15 protein-coding genes are annotated in these 22545 nt (G+C 52.0%); 5 read left to right on the forward strand and 10 right to left on the reverse strand.

Features of this window, described 5'->3' with window-relative positions:
* Positions 1–252: 252 nt before the first annotated feature.
* The 7 genes from sslE to glcD all read right to left on the reverse strand — a co-directional run bounded on the left by sslE (position 253) and on the right by glcD (position 13725).
* Entirely contained in the window at positions 253–4815 is a 4563-nt protein-coding gene (gene sslE, locus ACJHW7_RS12670) for a lipoprotein metalloprotease SslE (RefSeq protein WP_021557203.1), read from the reverse strand.
* Positions 4816–5300: 485 nt separating this feature from the next.
* Positions 5301–6983 carry a glycolate permease GlcA gene (glcA, locus tag ACJHW7_RS12675; RefSeq protein ID WP_000259302.1) on the reverse strand — a complete coding sequence of 561 codons (1683 nt, stop codon included), beginning with the start codon at positions 6981–6983 and terminating at the stop codon, positions 5301–5303.
* Between the two features lie 354 nt (positions 6984–7337).
* Complete coding sequence (gene glcB / locus ACJHW7_RS12680) at positions 7338–9509, reverse strand: malate synthase G (protein ID WP_021557204.1); 2172 nt, start codon at positions 9507–9509, stop codon at positions 7338–7340.
* Between the two features lie 21 nt (positions 9510–9530).
* Entirely contained in the window at positions 9531–9935 is a 405-nt protein-coding gene (locus ACJHW7_RS12685; protein ID WP_021557205.1) for a GlcG family protein, read from the reverse strand.
* 4 nt (positions 9936–9939) lie between these two features.
* Positions 9940–11163 carry a glycolate oxidase subunit GlcF gene (gene glcF / locus ACJHW7_RS12690; protein WP_001625966.1) on the reverse strand — a complete coding sequence of 408 codons (1224 nt, stop codon included), beginning with the start codon at positions 11161–11163 and terminating at the stop codon, positions 9940–9942.
* 10 nt (positions 11164–11173) lie between these two features.
* On the reverse strand, positions 11174–12226 hold the full coding sequence (gene glcE / locus ACJHW7_RS12695) for a glycolate oxidase subunit GlcE (protein WP_021557206.1): 1053 nt from the start codon (positions 12224–12226) through the stop codon (positions 11174–11176).
* On the reverse strand, positions 12226–13725 hold the full coding sequence (gene glcD, locus ACJHW7_RS12700; RefSeq protein WP_021557207.1) for a glycolate oxidase subunit GlcD: 1500 nt from the start codon (positions 13723–13725) through the stop codon (positions 12226–12228). Before glcD ends, glcE begins: the two co-directional genes overlap by 1 nt.
* 250 nt (positions 13726–13975) lie before the next feature.
* On the opposite strand from glcD, the gene glcC reads away from it, so the two are divergent.
* Complete coding sequence (gene glcC, locus ACJHW7_RS12705) at positions 13976–14740, forward strand: transcriptional regulator GlcC (protein WP_001297764.1); 765 nt, start codon at positions 13976–13978, stop codon at positions 14738–14740.
* A gap of 6 nt (positions 14741–14746) precedes the next feature.
* On the opposite strand, the gene yghO is transcribed toward glcC, so the two are convergent.
* Positions 14747–15889 (reverse strand): protein YghO, encoded by a 1143-nt coding sequence (yghO, locus tag ACJHW7_RS12710; protein ID WP_021557208.1) that lies wholly within the window; start codon positions 15887–15889, stop codon positions 14747–14749.
* A 396-nt stretch (positions 15890–16285) separates the two neighbouring features.
* Here yghO and ACJHW7_RS12715 point away from each other — a divergent pair, with 396 nt between their 5' ends.
* From ACJHW7_RS12715 to spt, 4 genes are read left to right on the forward strand one after another with little or no spacing between them, the layout of a single operon-like run.
* Entirely contained in the window at positions 16286–17974 is a 1689-nt protein-coding gene (locus ACJHW7_RS12715; protein ID WP_024227188.1) for a fatty acyl-AMP ligase, read from the forward strand.
* Entirely contained in the window at positions 17971–18885 is a 915-nt protein-coding gene (locus ACJHW7_RS12720) for an NAD-dependent epimerase/dehydratase family protein (RefSeq protein ID WP_021557210.1), read from the forward strand. The genes ACJHW7_RS12715 and ACJHW7_RS12720 overlap by 4 nt, the downstream gene beginning before the upstream one ends.
* Before the next feature lie 31 nt (positions 18886–18916).
* Complete coding sequence (locus ACJHW7_RS12725) at positions 18917–19165, forward strand: acyl carrier protein (protein WP_000248097.1); 249 nt, start codon at positions 18917–18919, stop codon at positions 19163–19165.
* On the forward strand, positions 19165–20337 hold the full coding sequence (spt, locus tag ACJHW7_RS12730) for a serine palmitoyltransferase (RefSeq protein WP_000524940.1): 1173 nt from the start codon (positions 19165–19167) through the stop codon (positions 20335–20337). The genes ACJHW7_RS12725 and spt overlap by 1 nt, the downstream gene beginning before the upstream one ends.
* 34 nt (positions 20338–20371) lie before the next feature.
* On the opposite strand, the gene lptG is transcribed toward spt, so the two are convergent.
* Entirely contained in the window at positions 20372–21451 is a 1080-nt protein-coding gene (lptG, locus tag ACJHW7_RS12735; RefSeq protein ID WP_021557211.1) for an LPS export ABC transporter permease LptG, read from the reverse strand.
* Positions 21448–22518, reverse strand: a complete 1071-nt coding sequence (gene lptF / locus ACJHW7_RS12740; RefSeq protein WP_001613832.1) for an LPS export ABC transporter permease LptF — start codon at positions 22516–22518, stop codon at positions 21448–21450. The genes lptG and lptF overlap by 4 nt, the downstream gene beginning before the upstream one ends.
* Positions 22519–22545 lie beyond the last annotated feature (27 nt).

Genomic DNA, 22545 nt, shown 5'->3' on the forward strand with positions numbered 1-22545 from the left:
ATAAACGCAGCTTTCCCTCTCTGTAGGCCCGATAAGCTTGCGCATCGGGCATATGTGTTGACCCGGTGCGCCTTATTTCATGCCGGATGCGGCGCGAGCGCCTTATCCGGCCTACAGGTGTCTGCCAACGCAAATAAACGCAGCTTTCCCTCTCTGTAGGCCCGATAAGCTTGCGCATCGGGCATATGTGTTGACCCGGTGCGCCTTATTTCATGCCGGATGCGGCGCGAGCGCCTTATCCGGCATACAGGCTTACTCGGCTGACATCTTATGCTCGGTAACCTGATTAATGGTTTCCGGCCCTTGCTGCGGTTTCGGCAGACCAAGCGCCGCCAGCGTGTTGTAAGCCGACTGGCTCACACCGCCCTCGAAGCTCATCTCTGTCGCTCCCGGCAACTGGTAAGCATTCGCGCCCGGATTCCATTTCTTAAAGAATGCGGAAAGGTCCGTCTGAGCGACCCAGGATGCACACAGCATCAGCGTGTCCGCAGCGTTACCGTTGGATTCAGCACAGTAATTTCTTTCGCCAAACTTGGTTTTGCCAACATCATCGCCGCGTGCTTTACGGTGCATCAACTGGAACAGGTTCCAGCCTTTCATCCCTTCACGCTCGCTGTAGAACTTAGGCAATTCACCTTCTGGATACCATTTCTTGATATCAAAGTTCTTCTCAGCCCACTCCTTCAGCTGCGCGTACATCAGCAGACGATCACCCGCACCGCCACGCGCCCATGCCTGACCGTTGCTCTCCTCCAGATATTCCGGCGCAACGGTAATATCGTCAGCGACACGGTTCATCTTGCCGAGATAACGATCCTGCATGTACAGCGCCAGCACGTTGTTCGCAACTTCAGTAGCACCCGGTACAGTCAACGGCGTTTCTGCGGCGTTATGACCGACTTCATGCCAGATCAGCCAGTCGTTCAGCGGCGTCGTCGGCAGCGTGGTGCTGTTCGGCGAGAAGCTGCTGTTCATCACCGGGTAACCAGAGTGCGCATCACCGATGGAGATCTGCACATCGTTAGCGAAACGATGTTTATGTCCCGTCAATGCTTTATAGGTAAACATCCGGTGCTTACCGTTTTCGCCATCACGGCCATAGAAGTCATTCATCGAGCTGGCAAAGGTATCCAGTTCCTCAGCGAATTGTTTCAGACCGCCCTTGTAATTGCTGGCCTCAAGGTTCTTCTTCGGCGTGGTGTAGACGAACGCGTCTGATTCCAGCTCGCCCAGCGGCGCAGGGGAGTTCGGAGCGTTTTTCCATGCGCCATCTTTATAGAACGGCGCTTTTACTACACCGGTAAAGGTGAATTCAGCTGATTGCTCCTCTTTACTGTCGCTCTTGATATAAATCAGGCCACCGTAAGGCACCTTGAACTTCACCGTACCGCTAGCGTCCAGAGAGTACGTTTTAGTCACTCTTGGCGGACGGTTCAGCGCAACTTCATGCTTCTCACGTCCGGTCAGGTCGTCAGCCAGCGCCACGGTGACGGTCACAGGAACGTTCGCATTGGACTTAATGGTGACCTCTTTCTGAGCCGGTGCCCACAGGCCGGTTGATTGCATGTTACCCGCAAACCATTTGGTCGGATTCGAGTACAGGCTGATGGTTTCAGTAACGTTCTGTCCCTCTTCCGATACTGCTCCCGGATACTTCTCCACATCAACCTTAATGTTCAGATCCCACCAGGAACGGCCCAGCATCAGGCGCGTCAGCGGTTTTTCCATATAGTTGAGTGGATAGCTTGGGTTCATCATGCCCGCTTTACCGCTACTTTCACCGTAGATCATGTTGTTATCGACCAGCGATTTTTTCAGATCTGCGGAGCACTGTGTGCCATCGGTATAGGCATCATTGGTATAGCAGTTCAGGAACTCGGTGAACGTTTTAAAGCCCAGCTCGTCATTTTTGCCTTCTTCATAACGATAGCTCGTATCGTTCCACAGCCAGACCGACATGTTTTGGTACAGACGTTCCAGATCGACGCTGCTCAGACGCTCACCTTTGCGACCATTGGTCCGGAAGTAGAGCTCATGCTGATACAGACGCTGAATGTTGGTGCCTAAATCTGCAGCCTGCACCATCGCTTTTGCAGTGTCGGCGTTAAGGCTTAGTTGCGTATACTGTGGAACATACATGCCACCAGTAACCGGAACTCCCGTGCCAGGACGATATTCCAGGCAGTTGACCTCGTAGTGGTAGTCAGAATCCTTACACTCTTCCAGCCCTGGGAACGCGTCCAGAATTCTCTTCTTCGCCGCAGCCAGTGACTCAGGCGTTTTGTGGTCGGCTTCATCGATAAAGGCGAATTGAGTTACCTGTTTACCCTCAACTTCTTCCTGCCAGCTGGCAACTTCCAGCTTCGGTTTGTCATCAGGTTTGTTTTCTTGCTGATATTTCCAGATAACTTCTTTCGTGGTGTCATCAATGGTATACGGTGGTTTACCATCGACAGCCGGATAACGCTCATAGACCCAAATTGGCGTTGAACGTCGTTGACGAACGCGGTCCGGGTAGCCTTGCGGATCGTTATTTACTACCGACTTGTTAAGCGCCATCGACAAACCTGCGGCATCAAGCAGACGTACAAAGCCAGATGCGCTCTCTTCCTTAAGATTGCTCATCACGTTTTCCATGATCAGCACCGATCCACCTTTGTTCATATAGGCGATCAAATCGGTCACATCCTGCTGAGTCAGCTTCGGTTTGCTGGTATCTGCACGCAGCGGGATTGCATAAGGATCATTACCAACCTGAGTCACATACTCAAAGCCGTTGAGGATCAGCAGCGGCATTTCCTGCGGGTCGAGATCGCCATAGCTACTTAAATGCTCAACAGAGATACCCGCAAAATCCGGATGAAAGCCGAACTCAGCGCTGTTTCCTGTAACCTGACCATGACGTTTGAAATAGACAGTATCCAGGTTGGTGCCTACGGTCATGCTGGCTTTCGCGTCCGGCGTCCATTTATCGTCGGACAGATAGCGCAGTACGTTCTGCATGAAGTGCTTCATGTCATCTGAATCACCGCTGAGCGTACACTGCCCGTCTTTATTAACGCCCCCGTTCCAGCTGTAACCGTTCGGGCAACGCAAAATGCTGTTGTAGTGCGGGTTACCGATAACCATCAGTTTGCCCTCACCGACTTGCCCCAGCGAAATAAACGGCAGGTTAAAGGTGGCGGTATCGCGCGTAACGTTTTCCGGCTCAACAAGAGAAGGCGCTTCCGTAATGTACGCCAGCTCGTTTTTATCCCAGGCGCGTTTTTCGCCAAACGCCAGCCAGTAGTTTTTATCATTACGCGCCATCAGAATTGGGAAGGCCGCGTTGGAGATATTCACCACCGCCTGACCGCGCGCATTACCAGTGCTGCCATAGAAGTTGGTAGAGTCATGAAAGACGTGGAATTTCGTCACCGATTTGTAATCTTCATCCACACCCCACAGCTTGTTAATAACGCCCTGAATCTGGCCGTCATTAACATTGCGCGTCGTCAGCGAGAACCAGCGAGCCTCGTTACAACCATCGGTTTTCGCACAAATCGCGGTATCGATCTCTTTGGCCTGACCCGTATTAAACTGCTCAATAAATTCGTTTGGCAGATTAACAACTTGCTCACCTTCCCCCAGCGTCGCACCGTTGGATAACGAGAGATTGATAATCTCGTTGATCACGTTGGGATATTCGGCAAAGACCTTGCGTACATCGTCCGGAACAACACGGGTATTATTTTGCCCGGTCGTCGAATAGCGATGAATAAGCTGATCAATATTCGCCCCGCGAACTTCATCACCCAGTTCAGTCAGCGCAATGGTCGACTTATTGCCGCGCACTGAACCCAGTTCAAAGGTATCGATACCAAAGGAGATGGTTTCGCCCCAGCTAAAGGAAAATTCACCATTTTCCCCTGTCACGCCACGGCCTGAATTGGTGTAGTAGTTGACGCCAGCAACACCATATCCCTGGCTATCGACCAGGCGACCTTCTGAGAGAATGATTTCCGAGGGTTGATACTGATAAAACTGTTCCGCGTTAGCCGACACGAAGGAAGCGTTCAGATCCGGTTTTGTTCCCGGCGTGGTGACGGGCACGACCGGTGAAGTATGAGTGGATGGCGCTTTATCGGTCGCAGCATTGTTTTCCACCTCTTCATTGACCAGCTTTTTGAACTCTTCCGGTGCCAGATCGATTTGCTTATACAGCGAGTCGAAACGTTTACTCTCTATCACCGAGGAGAACTTCAGGCAAACCTGTTCTGTATCCGCCGGACAGCTGTTACTGGACGTTACCAGCGAAACCGCATTGCTTTTCTTATTGTCGGAAGCCGCCAGTTCTTGCGCGTCCTCAAGACTAAACGACACTTTTTCAACCGCACGCAGGCTACGCGCAGCTTCTGACTGAGTGTTGAAGGTGGCAATTGTCGTGTTACCCGCCACGCAAGTAACGTCCTCGCCAGGTTTAAAGGTAAAGCCATCGCTGGATTCATCATTACAGGTGATATCACCAGTTACCCGCAGGCTTCCGCCCAGGGTCAGATAACCCGTTTTCGTAGGAACAGGTTCTGGCTCCGGTTCTGGTGTTGGCTCAGGATCAGGTGTCGGTTCCGGCGTAGGTTCTGGGTCCGGCGTTGGCTCAGGCGTCGGCTCCGGGTTTGGTGTTGGATCAGGTTTCACTTCCGGCAAAGACCCTGTTCCAGAATCTACAGGCGGCGTATCGGAGGAAGATCCGGAACCACCGCCATCACAACCGGCTAACAGGGTTGCGCTCAAAATAGCCGCTAAAAGCGATTTCTTATATTTAAATTTCTTATTCATTAATAACGCAAGTGACAAAACAATGTTAAAAAATTCGTAACTGGGAGAAATAGTTTTATGCTTTATCTTCTCTAATAACTTCCTCCATTCTTAAGAAAACGACATCATTGATAGAAAAACAGGTGAGATTTATAAGAATAACCCCTATTCGATGTCTGGCTGGTTATTTTCACGAAATTTCAATAAACAAAAAATTAACAATTCTTCACAACGTAACTATATAAATTCGTTGGTAGTTTTAACGATTAAGATTGCAAAAGCAACAGATAGAACGGTGTTTGCTCATCAAGCGAACATAATTAATACAGACTTGTTTTGCGTGATAAAAAAATAGATGTTCTCACGCTCTTAATTATTTAGCAGGTTATCTGAACGCAAAACATTATTGCTGCATGGATAATAAAGCGATAAATAATTTTCAATTAATAAGACAGAATAATGTAAATGAAGCCGGATGATATTAACGATCATCCGGCTTTATTGATTTACGAGACTAACATCCCGGTAAACACATACGCCTGCAACAGCGTGATAATGCCGATAACGCTGGCAAAAATCAGACTGTGCTTCACGGTGTAGCGGAACAGTTCAGATTCTCGGCCCACCATGCCCGTCGCGGCGCAGGCCACGGCGATAGATTGCGGGGAGATCATCTTGCCAGTTACGCCGCCGCTGGTATTTGCTGCCACCAGCAGAGTGTCAGAGACGTTGATTTGCTGCGCCGTGGTCGATTGCAGTGAACCAAACAGGGCGTTAGAGGAGGTGTCCGAGCCGGTAAGGAATACGCCCAGCCAGCCGAGGAACGGTGAGAAGAACGGGAACATCACGCCTGTACCTGCCAGTACCAGCGCCAGCGTGGTGGACATGCCAGAATAGTTGGTGACGAAGGCGAACGCCAGCACCATGCCAATCGACAGTATCGGCCACTTCAAGCTAATTAGCGTTTCGGCAAAGACGCCAATACCTTTCTTGATCCCCACACCGAGGATGAAGATAGAGATAATCGCCGCAATAAAAATAGCGGTGCCGCCAGCCGAGAGGGGGTCGAATTTAAACACCGCATCCATTGGCGTTGGTTGGGCGACAATGGGTGCCGCTTTCAACACTTGTTGATGCAAATGAGGGATCTGGAAATTAATCACCAGTGAATAAAACGCGCCGCCCGGAGCAAATAACGCTTTAAACGGCTTCATGGTCCAGATGGTGACCAGCACCGTTAAGATTAAAAACGGTGACCACGCTCGAATGATTTGCCCCAGACTATATTCTGAAGGCACGGGACCGCCAGAAGATGGCTTATTTACCACCATCGCACCTGCGGATTGTCCCATGCTGATTGCCGTTTCGGTATTTTTCGGCCGCCAGACTTTAAGGAATAAAGCGAGTGAGACGATACTCACCAGCGCCGAAGTAATATCCGGCAGTTCCGGACCAATATAGTTAGAGGTAAAGAACTGAGTGACAGCGAAGCTTCCCCCTGCAACCAGCGCCGCTGGCCACGTCTCTTTCACCCCTTTCCAGCCGTCCATCATTGCTACCAGCCAGAACGGCACAAGAACCGACAGGAACGGTAACTGACGTCCCGCCATTGCGCCAATGTGGAACGGATCGATTCCCGTTACCTGACCGGCGACCAGAATCGGCACGCCCAACGCACCAAACGCCACTGGCGCAGTATTGGCAATCAGACACAGCCCCGCCGCGTATAACGGTTTGAAGCCCAGGCCCACCAGCAGCGCACCGGTAATCGCCACCGGCGCACCAAAGCCAGCCGCTCCTTCCAGCAACGCACCAAAGGAGAAACCAATCAGTAACACCTGCAAACGCTGATCGTCGGTGATGGAGATAACCGAGCTGCGGATAATATCGAACTGCCCGCTGGCAACGGTTAATTTATACAGGAACACCGCCGCGACAATAATCCACGCTATTGGCCATAATCCATAAATAAAGCCATAGCCCGCAGCAGCAAATGCCATATCAATCGGCATTTTAAAGGCGAATATCGCAATCAGGATAGATAATATAAGGGTTATTGCTCCGGCAACATGTCCTTTCAGACGTAATACCGCGAGTGCAACGAAGAAGAATATTATCGGGATCAGGGCGACCAGAGCGGATAGCCCCAGTCCTCCCATCGGCATATACATTTGGGTCCAGGTAACCATATTGTTCAGTCTCTTATTATCTTTATATGCTTGATATACTTAAGGTTGTAATAAGCAAAAGAGGACTGAACTGTAAAATATAGGCGTTATACTTTACAGCAACAGTACGCCGCTAACGCAATTGCTACCTCTGGCATAACAAGTATATCGGGTAAGGGTTTCTGTTCCGCACACGCAGGCGCAGAGTATCGTTAAGATGTCCATATTGTTGTTTTAGGCCCGCTAGTAATGCGCTACGGGTATTTAATATTGTTAAACCCTGATAATCGCTCCGGTTATTTCCGGGATAAATGTACTACCGCAGTTACTATCATAGCCCCGACAATAAAACTTGCCGGGGCTTTTTTGACGCTATTAATGACTTTCTTTTTCGCGTAAACGCCAGGCGTGTAATAACGGTTCGGTATAACCGTTTGGCTGTTTCACGCCGAGGAAGATCAAATCGCTGGCAGCTTTAAAAGCACACGAGTTAGCGAAATTCCCCGCCATCGGACGATAAGCCGGATCGCCAGCGTTTTGCTGATCAACCACTTTCGCCATATTCTCCAGCGACGCCTGCACCTGTTCTTTGGTCAGAATACCGTGACGTAACCAGTTGGCGATATGCTGGCTGGAGATACGCAGCGTTGCGCGGTCTTCCATCAGCGCCACATTGTGAATATCCGGCACTTTTGAACAACCAATCCCCTGCTCCACCCAGCGCACCACGTACCCCAGAATCCCCTGCACGTTGTTATCCAGCTCTTGTTGGATCTCTTGCGCCGACCAGTTAGCGTTTTCAGCAACCGGAATAGTCAGCAGATCGTCCAGCAGCGGTTCAAATTCAGCATTGAACTCGCTCTGGGCAATGTTGGCTTGCACGCTCTGTACGTTGGTTTGGTGGTAGTGCAGCGCATGGAGCGTAGCAGCGGTTGGTGACGGAACCCAGGCTGTGTTTGCCCCGGCACGCAGTTGGTCGCCCTTCTGGCTGTACATGTCTGCCATCAGGTCCGGCATTGCCCACATGCCTTTACCAATTTGCGCTTTACCGCGCAGCCCACAGAACAGACCGGAAAGCACGTTATTACGTTCGTAGGCTTTGATCCACGGCGTCGATTTCATCTGGTTTTTACGCAGCATCGGGCCAGCTTCCATCACCGAATGCATTTCATCGCCGGTACGGTCGAGGAAACCGGTATTGATGAACGCCACGCGGTTGCGCGCCTGAGCGATACAGCTACGCAAGTTCAGCGAGGTCCGACGTTCTTCATCCATAATGCCCATTTTCAGGGTATTCGGTGCCATACCGAGCATTGTCTCAATGCGGGTAAACAGTTTGTTGGCGAACGCCACTTCCTGCGGACCGTGCATTTTCGGTTTCACAATATAGACGCTGCCAGTGCGCGAGTTTTTCTGCACTTTTAAATCATAGAGGGCAATCGCGCCAGTCATGACGCCATCAAGAATGCCTTCCGGTATTTCATTACCTTCGCTGTCCCAAATCACAGGAATGGTCATCAAATGACCCACGTTGCGGATAAACAGCAACGAGCGTCCGTGCAGAGAAATTTCAGAGCCATCGGCGGCGGTGTACTGACGATCGTCATTCAATTTACGCACGATTTGCCGACCGTTTTTCTCCATTTTCTCTTGCAGAGTCCCCTGCATCAGGCCCAGCAGATTGCGGTACAGCAGGATTTTATCTTCCGCATCAACCGCCGCGACCGAATCTTCGCAGTCGAGAATGGTACTGATGGCCGCTTCGACGATAACATCGTTGATGTGCGCCGGATCGTCTTTGCCAATACGCCCGTTGGCATCGATTTGTAGCTCAATATGCAGGCCGTTATTTTTCAGCAAAATGCAGGTCGGCGCATCGGCATTGCCACGGTAACCGACAAACTGCGCCAGGGTACGTAACGTGGTTTCTTTACCATTTTTCAACTGGATGCGTAATTGTTTATCGACCACCTTAAACGCCACCACATCCTGATAGCTGCCGTTTTCCAGCGGTAGAGATTCATCGAGGAAACGCCGAACCCAGGCGATAACTTGCTCACCGCGTTGCGGATCGTAGCCGCTGACCATCGCCCCTTCCTGCGGGATGATGTCGCTGCCGTATAACGCATCGTACAGTGAGCCCCAGCGAGCGTTCGCCGCGTTCAGCGCGTAGCGGGCGTTCATTGCCGGAACCACCAGCTGTGGCCCCGCCTGACTGGTGATTTCGCTGTCAATGCCCGTGGTTTCCACCGTCACGCGCTCCGGTTGCGGCACCAGGTAGCCCAGTTCACGCAGGAAAGATTTATAGGCCGCTTTATCTTTTACCGGCCCCGGATTGCTGCGATGCCACTCATCAAGCGCCGCCTGAATGCGATCGCGTTCTGCCAGCAACTGACGATTTTCTGGTGCCAGATCGTGAACGATCTCATCAAAATTGCGCCAGAACGCCGCAGCGTCCAGCCCTGTTCCCGGTAAAACTTCTTCATCCACAAAACGTTTAAAATTGGCGTCAATGCGTAAACGGCCCTGGGTTATGGTTTGACTCATTGTTTCTCTCCTCGTTTTCGCTTATTTCGCCAACACCGCTGCTGCCGCTTTCGCGACCTGCGCATCCTGTACTCCGGTTAAACCAGAAACGCCCACGGCACCAATAATTTGCCCATCAACAACAACCGGTACGCCGCCTTCCAGCGACGTTAATAACGGCGCAGTCACGAACGCGGTACGTCCGTTGTTCACCATCTCTTCATAGCCCTTAGTTTCACGACGCCCCAGCGCGGCGGTACGCGCTTTCTCCTGAGAGATGTAAGCCGCAATCGGCGCGCAATCGTCCATGCGACTTAACGCCAGCAGATGACCGCCGTCATCGGCAACAGCAATGGAAACAGACCAGTTATTTTTCTGCGCCTCTTCCTGACCTGCGGCAATAATTGCACTCGCCATTTGCTGGCTAAGAATGACTTTAGTTTTCATTTTTTTATTCCTTTTCAAGGGCTTGTTCTACAATTTCAATCCAGTGACGCACAGAGGTACGACCGGCGCTCGCCAGATGCGTCTGGCAACCAATGTTGGCGGTGACGATCATTTCCGGTTTGCCGCTTTCCAGCGCATTCATTTTGTTATCCCGCAGCTGGCGTGCCAGATCGGGATGCGTTAACGCATATGTTCCCGCTGAACCGCAGCACAGATGGCTGTCGGGAACGTCCGTTAAGGTAAATCCAAGACGAAGCAACACTTTTTCCACTTCGCCGTTCAGCTTTTGCGCATGTTGTAGGGTACACGGGCAGTGGAAGGCCAGTTTTTTATCGCCGCGAATTGCCAGTTTTTCCAGCGGTTCCTCGCGCAGAAGCTCGACTAAATCGACCGCCAGTTCACTGACCTGACGCGCTTTATCGGCATATAACGCATCGCTTTTCAGCATCTGCCCGTACTCTTTGACAAACGCACCGCAGCCGCTGGCGGTTTGCAAAATTGCCTCGGCACCTGCTTCAATCGCGGGCCACCAGGCATCAATATTATTGCGCGCCCGCGCCAGCCCTTTCTCCTGCGCATTAAGATGATAGTCCACCGCGCCACAACAGCCTGCTTCGTTAGCTGGCATGACGCTGATCCCCAGACGATCCAGCACTCGCGCAGTTGCCGCGTTGGTGTTGGGCGAAAGCGTAGGCTGGGCGCAGCCTTCCAGCATTAAAACCCGACGCTTATGGCGCAGCGGCGGACGCGGTTTAGCTTTCACCGTTTCAGCAGGCAGTTTTGCTCTGACCTGTTCCGGTAAAAACGGTCGCAGCACCAGCCCTACCTGCGTCAGCGCACGGAAGACCGCCGGACGCGGCACTACCTGGCGCAATCCTTCGCGCAGTATTCGCTCCGGCAGTGGGCGTTTCACTTTCTGCTCGACAATATCACGCCCGATATCCAGCAAATTGTGATAGCGCACACCAGAAGGACAGGTGGTTTCACAATTGCGGCAAGTGAGGCAGCGATCGAGATGCTCCTGTGTTTTAAGCGTGACTTCGTTGCCTTCCAGCACCTGTTTAATCAGATAGATGCGCCCGCGCGGCCCGTCCAGTTCATCGCCCAGAAGCTGATAGGTTGGGCAGGTTGCGGTACAAAATCCGCAGTGAACACAGGCGCGCAGGATGCTGTCGGCTTCCAGCGCGCGCGCGTTCTGCCGCATCTCTTCAGTTAATTGGGTTTGCATAGCCTGCTCCTCAAAGTTCCGCGTACATGCGACCGGGGTTAAACACGCCGCAAGGGTCGAGCTGCTGTTTAAGCTGCTGGTGATAGCGGAATAAAGGAGCCGATAGCGGGGCAAAGCCACCATCTCCGGCACTAAAGCGGGTCGCATGACCGCCAGCGTTGCGGGCGATGCGATGGATTTGATTGTCCTCGGCTGTCGATTTCAGCCAGCGTAACGCCCCGCCCCAGTCGATCAGTTGCTCGCCGGGTAAATCCATCATCGGCGCATCGCTGGGTAATGAAATGCGCCATAAGGTACCTGGTAACGAGAAGAACGGCAGTTGTTGTTCACGCAATTGCTGCCAGAACTGACCCGCAACCTCTTCGCCACCCAGCAGTTCACGCGCTGCTTTTACCGATCCTTCGCCGCCCTCAAGGCGGATCCACAACGCATTGTCGAAGTAACATAAGCCACTAATGGGTAATGGCTGGAGTTGCCACTCGGCGATTTCACTCATGGCTTCTTGCAGGTTGATTTCCCGACGCAGGCTCAGGGAGGCGCGCGGTCGCGGTAACACTTTCATTGAGATTTCAGTGAGCACGCCAAGACAACCGTAGCTTCCGGCCATTAACCGTGAGAGATCGTATCCGGCAACGTTTTTCATCACTTCGCCACCAAAACGCAGATGTTTTCCAGCGCCGGTAATGATGCGCGTGCCGAGGACAAAATCGCGGACCGAACCGCTCCACGGGCGACGCGGCCCCGCCAGCCCGCAGGCGACCATCCCGCCCCAGGTGGCTTCTTCACCATAATGCGGCGGCTCGCAGGGAAGCATTTGCCCGGCGCTCTCCAGCGCCGCTTCAATCGCCACCAGCGGCGTTCCGGCACGAGCGGTTATCACCAGCTCGGTCGGGTCGTAATTAACAATGCCGCGATGACAACGCACATCCAGCGTTTGCCCGGTGACAGGGCGACCTAAAAAGGCTTTGCTATTGCTGCCCTGAATCACCAGCGGCGTTTTATCGCTAATTGCCTGATTCACCTGCTCCAGCAGCGCCTGGCTGTAATCACACTCGCGTAGCATCAGAAACGCTCCAGTTCAGGGAAAGGTAAATGACCGTGATGCACATGCATGGCACCAAATTCAGCACAGCGGTGTAGCGTGGGAATGTTTTTCCCAGGGTTCAGCAAACCATCGGGGTCAAACGCCGCCTTGACCGCATGGAAGGTCGTGATTTCATCGCTGTTGAACTGGGCGCACATTTGATTGATTTTTTCTCGCCCGATGCCATGTTCCCCACTGATGCTGCCGCCAACTTCAACGCAGAGTTCGAGGATCTTCCCGCCCAGCTCTTCCGCGCGGGCAAATTCACCGGGTTCGTTGGCATCGAAAAGGATTAACGGGTGCATGTTGCCATCTCCGGCATGAAAGACGTTGGCAACACGTAAATCATATTGCTGCGATAAACGGGCAATGCCTTCCAGTACGCCAGGCAGGGCGCGACGCGGGATGGTGCCATCCATGCAGTAGTAATCCGGGGAGATACGTCCTACCGCCGGGAACGCATTTTTGCGACCGGCCCAGAAACGTACGCGCTCTGCTTCGTCCTGTGCCAGACGGACGTCAGTCGCGCCCGCTTTCAACAAGATGTCGTTGACCCGCTCGCAGTCTTCCTGTACGTCAGACTCCACGCCGTCCAGCTCGCATAACAAAATCGCTTCGGCGTCGACGGGATAACCGGCATGAATAAAATCTTCCGCCGCGCGGATCGACAGGTTATCCATCATCTCCAGCCCGCCGGGGATAATGCCATTGGCGATGATGTCACCAACTGCAAGTCCGGCTTTTTCTACCGAGTCAAAGCTGGCTAACAGAACCCGCGCCACGGGCGGCTTCGGCAACAGCTTCACCGTTACTTCGGTGGTCACGCCGAGCATACCTTCCGATCCGGTGAACAGCGCCAGCAGGTCAAAACCAGGCGAATCCAGCGCATCCGATCCCAGCGTCAGTGCCTCGCCATCCAGCGTTTGCACTTCAATTTTCAGCAGGTTATGTACGGTCAGACCATATTTCAGGCAGTGGACGCCGCCGGCATTTTCTGCCACGTTGCCGCCAATGGAACAGGCGATTTGTGAGGAAGGGTCCGGTGCGTAGTAGAGATTATGCGGTGCAACGGCCTGGGAGATCGCCAGGTTACGCACGCCTGGCTGCACGCGCGCGCGGCGACCAACGGGGTTAATGTCGAGGATCTCTTTAAAGCGCGCCATCACCAACAACACACCTTTTTCCAGCGGCAGCGCGCCACCAGAAAGCCCGGTGCCTGCACCACGGGTCACCACCGGTACACGCAGGCGGTGGCAGACAGCCAGAATCGATGTCACCTGTTCCATCTGCTTAGGCAGAACAACCAGTAATGGACGCGTGCGATACGCGCTCAACCCGTCACACTCGTAAGGAATGATCTCCTCATCGGTATGCAGGATCTCAAGTCCAGGGACATGCTCACGCAGTGCCATCAGTACCGATGTGCGGTCGACATCGGGTAAAGCGCCATCAAGACGCTCTTCGTACAAGATGCTCATGAGTAGGCTTCGCTTTGTTGTGTTGTGTGGCAGCTGATTTTTGCGCGCTGCTTCTGTGAACAGTTATTAAGCGGGCTTTTCGTTTTCGTCTATCTCTTTAGCTACCGGTCAGACCATTTTTTTTCCAGCTCTGTGACCTTGTCTTGGTTAACTCAATGTTAAATTGATGTAACATAATCACTTACGTGATGTGCGTGTTTTGCGAGTTAAGTACAGAAAAATTGGTCCTACCTGTGCACGAGGTCCGGGAATGAAAGATGAACGTCGCCCTATTTGCGAAGTGGTTGCAGAGAGTATCGAACGGTTAATTATCGACGGCGTACTGAAGGTCGGTCAGCCGCTTCCCTCGGAACGTCGACTGTGTGAAAAGCTCGGCTTCTCACGCTCCGCACTGCGTGAAGGGCTGACCGTGCTGCGCGGGCGCGGGATTATTGAAACGGCGCAGGGTCGCGATTCTCGTGTCGCACGGCTTAATCGGGTGCAGGACACCAGCCCGCTGATCCATCTGTTCAGTACGCAGCCGCGAACGCTGTACGATCTGCTCGACGTTCGCGCATTACTGGAGGGCGAATCGGCAAGGCTTGCGGCAACGCTGGGAACGCAGGCTGATTTTGTTGTGATAACCCGCTGTTATGAAAAAATGCTCGCCGCCAGTGAGAACAACAAAGAGATTTCGCTGATCGAACATGCGCAGTTGGATCACGCTTTCCATCTCGCCATTTGTCAGGCTTCTCACAATCAGGTGCTGGTGTTTACGCTGCAATCATTGACCGACCTGATGTTTAATTCAGTGTTTGCCAGCGTAAATAATCTCTACCATCGACCACAGCAAAAAAAGCAGATCGATCGCCAGCATGCGCGGATCTACAACGCGGTGTTGCAGCGGCTGCCGCACGTCGCCCAGCGCGCAGCACGCGATCATGTGCGGACCGTGAAAAAGAATCTCCACGATATCGAGCTGGAAGGCCACCATTTGATTCGCTCGGCGGTGCCGCTGGAGATGAACCTGAGTTAGCTGGTATTAAATCTGCTTTTCATACAATCGGTAACGCTTGTACGGCTCCGCCCCAATGCGTTCCAGCATGTTATTCATGCCTGTATTGGTTTCGAGGATCCATGACATCTCCAGCGCATCGATCTTCCGGCGGGCAAACGGATCGCGTAAGGCTTCAATCAATAACAGCGCAATCACCGGGCCGATGCGGCTGAACTGATACTCGTCGCGCACGCCCATCAGCGGTACTCGCGCAGTTCGCACACCGCTGACTTTCAAACGCCACAGCAATTTTGCCCAGCCGAAGGGAAAGAGCGATCCGTTCAGATCGGCAATCGCCTCGTTGATGTTCGGCAAGCCGACAATAAACGCGCAGGGTGCAGAATCAATCTCAGCGATGTAGATCATATCGTCCGGCACCAGATATTTAAGTTGGTCGCCCATGGTCGCGAATTCATGTTCGGTAAACGGCACAAATCCCCAGTTGTGCTGCCAGCCAGAGTTGAAAATCTCACGCAGGATCTGCATCTCTTCGGCAAACCGCTGGCGATTGATGCAGCGAATGGTCACCTTTTTGCGCACCTGATCCATCAGTTTTTTTAGCGCCGGAGAGAAAGTGAGATCGGTTCGCTGCATCCACCACGCCAGTAAATCAATGCCTTTGTGATAACCCAATTGTTCAATATGCGCGGCATACCACGGTTTACCGTGCGGCATCATCGCACAGGGTGGTGTATCGAAACCTTCAATCAGTAATCCGCTTTCCTGATTGATATTCAGGCTGAAAGGACCGCTGATCTTACTTGCACCTTGTGACTTCAACCACGCTTCCGCTGCGCCAAACAACGCGGCAAAAACCTGCGGATCATCAATGGCGTCAATCATGCCGAAATGACCGGTATCTTTGCCGTAACGCTCGCGGTGCAAGGTATCTATTTGCGCGGTAATACGCCCAACTATCTGCCCCGCTTTTTTTGCCACCCACGCCTGCCAGATGATATGGTCCGTCCCCGGATTTTTCGCAGACAAATGCTCGTTGCGTTCAATGAATAAAGGGGGTATCCAGTTTGGATCGTCGGGATAAAGTAATGACGGAAAAGCGATAAATGCCTTTAAGTCGTTTTTATTTATTACTTTTTCAATTTTAATCATCAGCAGATCGCGTTCCATAGCTTAGTGGATAACAAATAATTAATGCTGAAAATAAACAGCAACGGACGGTACCTTAACTATCCACGCAATGAATATAAGGAAAAATAAAATAATATTTATGAATAATTACGATACACCAGCGCCACCGTTAGCCGATCAACATGACTATTGTGGATTTAATGCGACCCACCAGGGCATTATCTTAATATATTCATAAATTAAATATTATTCACAATAAACAGAGTTAAGATTTAAAGCATTATTTTAATCAATGTTCAATATCACACCAATGAAAATACTATCTCATTTATCTTTTATACCTATATAATCCACCGCATTATTGTCATTTTATTTTTGATATCCAATTTTTTCGTGGTGTATATGTCTAATAAAATCTTTACGCATTCCCTACCTATGCGCTATGCCGATTTTCCAACGCTGGTTGATGCTTTGGACTACGCCGCTCTGAGTAGCGCTGGAATGAATTTTTATGACAGACGTTGCCAACTTGAAGATCAACTGGAATATCAGACGTTAAAAGCGCGTGCCGAAGCTGGTGCGAAGCGGTTGTTATCGCTGAACCTGAAAAAAGGCGATCGCGTGGCACTGATTGCCGAAACCAGTAGCGGGTTCGTAGAGGCTTTTTTTTCCTGCCAGTATGCCGGCTTAGTCGCCGTCCCGTTGGCGATTCCAATGGGCGTCGGTCAGCGGGATTCCTGGAGCGCCAAACTGCAGGGTTTACTGGCAAGTTGCCAGCCCGCTGCCATTATCACTGGTGATGAGTGGTTGCCGCTGGTCAATGCCGCCACGCATAACAACCCCGAATTGCATGTATTAAGCCACGCCTGGTATAAGGCATTACCGGAAGCCGATGTTGCGCTCCAGCGTCCAGTTCCGAACGATATCGCCTACCTCCAGTACACCTCCGGCAGCACCCGTTTTCCCCGTGGCGTCATTATCACCCATCGCGAAGTGATGGCTAATCTACGTGCTATAAGCCACGACGGCATTAAATTACGCCCTGGCGACCGCTGCGTCTCCTGGCTGCCTTTCTACCATGATATGGGACTGGTCGGCTTTCTCCTGACCCCGGTCGCCACGCAGCTTTCAGTAGATTATTTGCGCACTCAGGATTTTGCCATGCGTCCTCTGCAATGGCTTAAATTGATCAGTAAAAATCGCGGCACCGTTTCCGTTGCGCCGCCGTTTGGCTATGAATTGTGCCAGCGCCGCGTGAATGAAAAAGATCTCGCTGAACTGGATCTTTCCTGCTGGCGCGTCGCTGGTATTGGTGCAGAACCCATCTCCGCAGAACAACTCCATCAATTCGCTGAATGTTTCCGTCAGGTTAACTTTGACAATAAAACTTTCATGCCGTGCTACGGACTGGCAGAAAATGCGCTGGCTGTCAGCTTCTCTGATGAAGCCTCCGGGGTTGTGGTTAACGAAGTGGATCGCGACATCCTCGAATATCAGGGTAAAGCCGTCGCGCCGGGTGCAGAGACACGCGCCGTATCGACTTTCGTCAACTGCGGCAAAGCGTTGCCGGAACATGGTATTGAAATCCGCAATGAAGCAGGTATGCCGGTCGCGGAACGTGTGGTAGGCCATATTTGCATCTCCGGTCCCAGTCTGATGAGCGGTTACTTTGGCGACCAGGCTTCGCAAGACGAGATTGCCGCGACGGGCTGGTTAGACACTGGCGACCTCGGTTATCTGCTGGACGGTTATCTGTATGTCACCGGACGCATTAAAGATCTGATTATTATTCGTGGCCGTAATATCTGGCCGCAGGATATTGAATATATTGCGGAACAGGAACCGGAAATTCATTCTGGCGATGCGATTGCTTTTGTTACCGCCCAGGAAAAAATCATTTTGCAGATCCAGTGTCGGATCAGCGATGAAGAACGTCGCGGGCAGCTTATCCACGCGCTGGCGGCACGGATCCAAAGCGAATTTGGCGTGACCGCGGCTATCGATCTGTTGCCGCCCCACAGTATTCCCCGAACGTCCTCCGGCAAGCCTGCCCGTGCGGAAGCGAAAAAACGTTATCAGAAGGCTTATGCTGCCAGTCTTCATGTGCAGGAATCCCTGGCATGAATCAAACTGTCGCGGTGACGGGCGCTACCGGGTTTATCGGTAAATATATTATCGATAACCTGCTCGCCCGCGGCTTTCACGTTCGCGCATTGACGCGTACTGCCCGCGCTCACGTCAATGATAATCTTACTTGGGTGCGCGGTTCGCTGGAAGATACACATTCGCTTAGCGAACTGGTTGCCGGAGCCAGCGCGGTGGTCCATTGCGCCGGGCAAGTGCGCGGACACAAAGAAGAGATTTTTACCCACTGTAACGTTGACGGCAGCCTGCGCCTGATGCAAGCAGCAAAAGAGAGCGGCTTTTGCCAACGTTTTCTGTTTATCTCTTCGCTGGCGGCGCGCCATCCCGAACTCTCCTGGTACGCAAATTCCAAATACGTCGCCGAACAACGGCTGACTGCAATGGCTGACAAAATTACGCTGGGCGTTTTTCGCCCGACAGCCGTGTATGGTCCCGGCGATAAAGAGTTAAAACCGCTGTTTGACTGGATGCTGCGCGGCCTGCTGCCACGACTTGGTGCGCCAGATACACAACTCTCTTTCCTGCACGTCACCGATTTTGCGCAAGCAGTGGGTCAGTGGTTAAGCGCCGAAACTGTACAGACGCAAACCTATGAATTATGCGATGGCGTCCCCGGCGGCTATGACTGGCAGCGCGTACGACAGCTTGCCGCCGACGCCCGTTGTGGTTCCGTGCGAATGGTTGGTATTCCTCTGCCGGTACTCACCTGCCTTGCGGATATCAGTACCGCATTGAGTCGCCTGGCAGGTAAAGAACCCATGCTGACCCGCTCGAAATTGGGTGAATTAACCCATGTTGACTGGTCGGCAAGTAATAACCGTATTTCTGAAGATATTAATTGGTTTCCCGGGATTAGCCTGGAACACGCATTACGCAACGGGCTATTTTGATTGTCTTGTTTAAAGGTGTGTTAACGTTTCTATGGTAAATCGTGAAATAGTAATGGATTACATCCTTTCCTGTTTACAGGATTTGGTCGAAAACGGTGTGGAAATTAAGCCCGACAGCGATCTCGTCAACGATCTTGGCCTGGAGTCGATCAAAGTGATGGATCTCTTAATGATGCTGGAAGACAGATTCGATATTTCCATTCCTATTAATATTCTGCTGGATGTCAAAACCCCTGCGCAATTAATGGAAACTCTACTTCCATGGCTGGAGAATAAATAATGGGGCTATACGATAAATATGCGCGCCTTGCTGGCGAGCGACTGCAATTTAGTGACAACGGGTTAACACCGTTTGGCACCTGTATTGATGAAGTGTATTCCGCCACCGAAGGCCGGATCGGCAATAAAAAAGTGATTCTGGCCGGGACCAATAATTACCTCGGTTTAACCTTTAATCATGATGCCATCGCCGAAGGTCAGGCAGCGTTAGCGGCCCAAGGCACCGGCACCACCGGTTCTCGTATGGCAAACGGCAGTTATGCGCCGCACCTGGCGTTAGAGAAAGAGATTGCCGAGTTTTTCAATCGCCCTACCGCTATCGTTTTTTCAACCGGTTATACCGCTAATTTAGGCGTCATCAGCGCACTTGCCGACCATAACGCCGTGGTGTTACTGGATGCCGACAGCCACGCCAGTATTTATGACGCCTGTTCTCTCGGTGGCGCGGAAATTATTCGTTTCCGCCATAACGATGCTAAAGATCTGGAACGGCGCATGGTTCGCCTCGGTGAACGGGCGAAAGAGGCGATTATCATCGTTGAGGGTATCTACAGCATGCTCGGTGACGTTGCGCCGCTGGCGGAAATTGTTGATATCAAACGTCGTCTCGGTGGTTATTTGATTGTCGATGAAGCGCATTCGTTTGGCGTGTTAGGCGCAACGGGGCGCGGACTGGCTGAAGCCGTTGGCGTTGAAGATGATGTGGATATTATCGTTGGCACCTTCAGTAAAAGTCTGGCCTCGATTGGCGGTTTTGCTGTCGGTTCGGAAGCGATGGAAGTGCTGCGCTACGGCAGCCGCCCGTATATTTTTACCGCCTCTCCTTCTCCGTCCTGCATTGCGACCGTGCGCTCGTCGTTAAGAACTATTGCCACACAACCAGAGCTGCGGCAAAAGCTGATGGATAATGCCAACCATCTGTATGACGGTCTGCAAAAACTGGGTTATGAGTTAAGTTCACATATTAGCCCGGTAGTGCCGGTAATAATCGGTTCGAAAGAGGACGGTTTACGCATCTGGCGCGAGCTTATTTCGCTGGGCGTTTATGTGAATCTTATCCTGCCACCTGCCGCGCCTGCAGGCATCACGCTGCTGCGCTGTAGCGTAAACGCTGCCCACAGTCGTGAGCAAATCGATGCCATCATTCAAGCATTTGCTACTCTGAAGCAGTAATGTGAGCCCGCTGTGGTGTTGCGCCACGGCGGGTTTAATATTGTCTGTCATACCAATACACCAGGCTCAACGCCATCAACACAAACGCTACCGGTAAACCGAGCGCGAAAACAGGTGCGCTCAACGCAAATAGCAAACCCAGATTGACCATGATTTGATAGCTGATCCAGGTGAGTAAGCCAACGATGACGCCTACAGCGAGACGGCTACCCATCCCTGGCGAGCGCGGGGCGCTAAAGGTAAACGGCACAGCCAGCAAAATCATCGCCAGGGTCAGGATGGGTTGCCCCAGTTTTTCCCACAGTGCAAGGCGGTATTCGCTGCTGGGTTGCCCGGTTTCCTGCAAATAATGGATGTAATGATTAAGCTGACGGACAGAAAAAGTATTGCCCGGCATTGATAACTCTTCAAGATCCATACTGGTGAAGGCCGATTGCCAGGCAAGATTATCTAATGTTTCCAGCGTTTCTTTGCCATTCAGCCATTTTTTATGATTCACACCATGCAGGATCCACGTTTTGTCGTCTTCAATGGTGGCACTGCGTGCATAAATGTAGGATTCGAGCGAGAGATCGTCACGATAATGAAAAATCTCCACGCCCACCGGCTGGCCCTGTTCATTCAGCGATTTCACCGTCACAAATTCATTGCCGCGCCTGGCCCACAGCATATTGCCGGTAATGTCATCGTCCTCCCCTAACGCGGTGGCGGTCGATTTGATTTGCAGCGCCTGTTGCTGCAATGGCGACGCCACCCACTCATCTATCGCGCCTAACGAAACAGTCCACAATATCCCGGCAACCAGCGCCACCAGTGCAATACGGAAGATAGAAAACCCCGTGCTGCGAATGGCGGTAAGCTCACTGTTTTTCGATAACTGCCCCAGGCCAACAATCCCTCCCAATAAGGCGATAAACGGCGAAAGTTCGACCAGTGTACGCGGTAAGGTCATCAGCACCACCAGCACCGCCTGAGTCCAGCGATAACCGCCCGGGCTGACATCATCCAGTTCGTTAATCAGGTTGAAGGTAGTAAAAAGCGGCAGCAATAACCCTGCGGCGGCGGCAAAACCGAGAAAGAGATGACGGATTAAATAGCGACTGAAAACATTCATCGGGAAAATTTCTGCAGCAAAGTGAAGTCGCGTGCAACCAGCATCAGCAGGCCCATTAGCATGAGTCCGGGCACTAACCACAAACCAGGAATGAGAGGAATCGCGCCGTTAGCCACCAGCGTACGGCAGACGTCGCCGCCATAAAAAATGGCAATAAACAGCAACGTCAGTGGCAATAACGTTGAAAATCGCCCCTGCCGCGGTTTTACCCGACTTAATGAAATGGCCAGCAGCGCCATCAACAATGCGGTCAGGCCACGGCTTTGTCGCCATTGCAGTTCGGCATGATCGGCAGGAAAGGCGGAGCGCGCCAGCTCCGTGACCGATTTTGCTTTGCGTTTGACGTTAGGGCTTTGATCCAGCGGATTCAGATGTAATTGCAGATTACGGTAGATCTGTTCGTTGTCGTCACGACCCTGATGATCGAGAAGATAGGCAGTGCCGTTGTGCAACATAACGGTCGGTTTCTCGGGTGATGGGTCAACCACATCAACCGAACGGGCGCGGAAAATGCGGGTTCGATTGGCAGTAGAAGTATAAATCAGCGCGTCAGTCAGGCGATTATTATCCTGATCAACCGTCTGCGAAAGGATCATTCGTCCGTTATCGTTAGTGTTAAATTTCTTTGCCCGCAACTGGCGAACATCCAGCTCCGACTGCGACTGCTGCTCCAGTTGATAAATCTGCGCATAAGCCCACGGACGACCATACATCGACAGAAGGGTGACAAAAATACTTAGCGGTATCGCCAGATAAAGAACGGCTTTGTACAAGCGTCCCGGACTGCCCCCCGCCGCAGAGATAGCGGTAATTTCCGAGTCGGTATACATCTGCCCTAGCGTCACGCCAACTGACACATACAGTCCAACAGGTAACAACATCTCCAGTGCAATCAGCACTTTGTAGAAAACGATATCCAGCACAACATCAAGTGCTAATGTCCCATTTGCCGCTTCGGTCAGATAACGCTGTGCGGAGTAGCTGGCGAAAATAAAGATCAGAAAACCGACGATAATCAGCACCAGACGGCGCGTACCACGCATGATGTAGTGTTCAACCAGCTTCATCTCACTAACGCCCTCAATCCTTTGAGT

The sequence above is a fragment of the Escherichia sp. WS1152 genome (genome assembly GCF_046487665.1).
Classification (GTDB): domain Bacteria; phylum Pseudomonadota; class Gammaproteobacteria; order Enterobacterales; family Enterobacteriaceae; genus Escherichia; species Escherichia coli.

What these genes read in the sequence shown, in the direction of transcription:
- sslE (WP_021557203.1), bottom strand. Translation starts at nt 4,815, where the DNA reads ATGAATAAGAAATTTAAATATAAGAAATCGCTTTTAGCGGCTATTTTG.
- glcA (WP_000259302.1), bottom strand. Translation starts at nt 6,983, where the DNA reads ATGGTTACCTGGACCCAAATGTATATGCCGATGGGAGGACTGGGGCTA.
- glcB (WP_021557204.1), bottom strand. Translation starts at nt 9,509, where the DNA reads ATGAGTCAAACCATAACCCAGGGCCGTTTACGCATTGACGCCAATTTT.
- ACJHW7_RS12685 (WP_021557205.1), bottom strand. Translation starts at nt 9,935, where the DNA reads ATGAAAACTAAAGTCATTCTTAGCCAGCAAATGGCGAGTGCAATTATT.
- glcF (WP_001625966.1), bottom strand. Translation starts at nt 11,163, where the DNA reads ATGCAAACCCAATTAACTGAAGAGATGCGGCAGAACGCGCGCGCGCTG.
- glcE (WP_021557206.1), bottom strand. Translation starts at nt 12,226, where the DNA reads ATGCTACGCGAGTGTGATTACAGCCAGGCGCTGCTGGAGCAGGTGAAT.
- glcD (WP_021557207.1), bottom strand. Translation starts at nt 13,725, where the DNA reads ATGAGCATCTTGTACGAAGAGCGTCTTGATGGCGCTTTACCCGATGTC.
- glcC (WP_001297764.1), top strand. Translation starts at nt 13,976, where the DNA reads ATGAAAGATGAACGTCGCCCTATTTGCGAAGTGGTTGCAGAGAGTATC.
- yghO (WP_021557208.1), bottom strand. Translation starts at nt 15,889, where the DNA reads ATGGAACGCGATCTGCTGATGATTAAAATTGAAAAAGTAATAAATAAA.
- ACJHW7_RS12715 (WP_024227188.1), top strand. Translation starts at nt 16,286, where the DNA reads ATGCGCTATGCCGATTTTCCAACGCTGGTTGATGCTTTGGACTACGCC.
- ACJHW7_RS12720 (WP_021557210.1), top strand. Translation starts at nt 17,971, where the DNA reads ATGAATCAAACTGTCGCGGTGACGGGCGCTACCGGGTTTATCGGTAAA.
- ACJHW7_RS12725 (WP_000248097.1), top strand. Translation starts at nt 18,917, where the DNA reads ATGGTAAATCGTGAAATAGTAATGGATTACATCCTTTCCTGTTTACAG.
- spt (WP_000524940.1), top strand. Translation starts at nt 19,165, where the DNA reads ATGGGGCTATACGATAAATATGCGCGCCTTGCTGGCGAGCGACTGCAA.
- lptG (WP_021557211.1), bottom strand. Translation starts at nt 21,451, where the DNA reads ATGAATGTTTTCAGTCGCTATTTAATCCGTCATCTCTTTCTCGGTTTT.
- lptF (WP_001613832.1), bottom strand. Translation starts at nt 22,518, where the DNA reads ATGAAGCTGGTTGAACACTACATCATGCGTGGTACGCGCCGTCTGGTG.